At 37.7% G+C, this 2,026-nt stretch carries 2 protein-coding genes; one reads left to right on the top strand and one right to left on the bottom strand.

From position 1 onward, the window contains the following. The first annotated feature begins 132 nt into the window (after nucleotides 1-132). On the top strand, nucleotides 133-1,062 hold the full coding sequence (locus A1QC_RS03215) for a GIY-YIG nuclease family protein (protein WP_017024495.1): 930 nt from the start codon (nucleotides 133-135) through the stop codon (nucleotides 1,060-1,062). Nucleotides 1,063-1,092: 30 nt separating this feature from the next. On the opposite strand, the gene A1QC_RS03220 is transcribed toward A1QC_RS03215, so the two are convergent. Beyond that, nucleotides 1,093-2,025: an IS110 family transposase gene (locus A1QC_RS03220; RefSeq protein ID WP_026025739.1), complete on the bottom strand. Its 933-nt coding sequence runs from the start codon at nucleotides 2,023-2,025 to the stop codon at nucleotides 1,093-1,095. Between the last annotated feature and the right edge of the window lies 1 nt (nucleotide 2,026).

A 2,026-nucleotide genomic window follows, 5' to 3' on the forward strand; every position in this document is an offset into this window, starting at 1 on the left:
CCGCGTAGCGGCTTCGTTCAACAAGGCATTTAAACGGAACAAAAACAGTGGGTTACGTTTCGCTTCGCTACACATTTTAACCCACTACTTTTGTCCGCTTAATGCGGCGTTAGGTATCAACGGAGTGCAAATATGAAGTGGCGATTTCTAGGTTCTCTGGCTGAGGCTCGAAAATCGGGATGTAGTGGTGTTTACCTCATTGTTCATCAAGGAGTTTTTGAGCGTGTAGTGTATGTTGGTGTTAGTAACAATGTCGGTAGAAGAATCAGCGAACACTATGAAGGTTACTTAAGAGGTAATCGAACTATTTATAATGCTGGTCATAATGATGACGTGTATAAATTTATGTCAGCCTACAAAGTCCGCAATCATACAAAGCATTACCAAGAATTAGCTAATCAACACAAGATTTGGGCTTCCACAACGGTCGATTTAAACAGCGCTATAAACCTTCTCTCAGAGGAACAACAATTTGGTTTTCAATGGGAAGACATATTATTAAACAAATATCTTCCTCAGTTAGTAGTTTGGGCGCTTCCATTCGCTGACTATACTTACGAAAAGGCAACAGTAATTGAGAGTGTCATTCAAACTAAGCTCGTAAAAGCTTTTGATCTAAGGGGCTTTTTCAATCTTAAGCAAATAAGTATTTTAGGAAAAATTGAACAGCCTGATTTAACAAAAATATCTCAATGTATTGATTCTCCCAAACTTGATTTGGCATCTCAGGTTATTTTTAACAACTTGCATACAGCGGGTGTACCAATAGAGGCTTACCGAATATTTTCTGTGCAGCTAGATAAAGAGATTAGCCAAAGAGAAAAAGAGAAAGAAGCTAGATTAGCACTGATGCAAAAGAAAATTTTGCGACATAAAAACTATGGGAAGCCTTGGACGCATGAGGATCAAGAAAAATTACGAGTAATGTTGGTTGATTTTGAAATGAAGCCATCACAGATGGCTTTTTACTTGGGTAGAGACCCTCGCTCTATTGCTAAACGCATCAGTAACAATGACAAACTCTCTCAGAGGAAGTGGAGAGAAGACTTAAAGTGGTTGTAAATACCTAACAAGGGGCTATGGTGTCAATAGTTAATTTTTAATTCTATTTTCATCCCACATAACACCATCTCTAAGCATTGAGTTTAAGGTGATCACCATCTTTCGAACACACGCAATAATGGCGACTTTTTTGGGCTTTCCTTGTTTAAGAAGTCGCTGATAATTTTCTTTAAAAATAGGGTTGCATTGCATAGCTGACATCATTGCCATATAGAGTACTGTTCTAACTTGAGCACGACCGCCTTGAATGCTTCTTTTCCCTTTAAATTGGCCGCTTTCTTTGGTTATTGGCGCAACGCCAATAAGCGAGGCAGCTTGTTTATTAGTGATATATCCTAGCTCAGGTACATTGCTGATAATTGATGCAGCGACGACTTTTCCAACCCCAGGCATACTTTGAAGTATCATATTTTTAGCTTGGTATTCTGGGCATTCATTAATCATTCTTTCTATCTTTAATTCAATTTTGGTTATCTGATTCTTGAACGCTGTTAATATTGGTTTAATTGTTGAAGCTAGTGATTTTGGTAGTATCTGAAGTCTATTTTTTTCCATTGTTTGCATCGTTAACAATTGACTTCTCCTTGCAACTAAATCACTCATTATCCTCATATTTTCAGGTTTTAACTGAGTCAATGTCGGTTTAATCGCCTCAGCATAGTGAGCAATAAGCTCTGCATCTAACCTATCATTTTTTGCTCGTCGACCAATCGCACCTGCAAAGCGTTTTACATGTATTGGATTGGCTATAACGAATGGAAGATTGACTTCAGCACAAGCAATGATAAATGGCATCTCTAATCGTCCAGTCGCTTCTATAACAACTCGTTCTGGCGAATGCTTTTTTATCTTTTTAATGGCTTCTTTGATGCCTTTATCGTCATTAGAAACTGAGAAAAAAATATTTATAGGTCGGATATAAATATCTAATTGTGACTTGCCAGTATCAACACCGACATTAATG

It is taken from the genome of Vibrio rumoiensis 1S-45, from assembly GCF_000286955.2.
Classification (GTDB): Bacteria; Pseudomonadota; Gammaproteobacteria; order Enterobacterales; family Vibrionaceae; genus Vibrio; species Vibrio rumoiensis_A.

Bases quoted from the DNA above. Each gene is read 5' to 3' on its own strand.
- A1QC_RS03215 (WP_017024495.1), top strand. From the start codon at position 133: ATGAAGTGGCGATTTCTAGGTTCTCTGGCTGAGGCTCGAAAATCGGGA.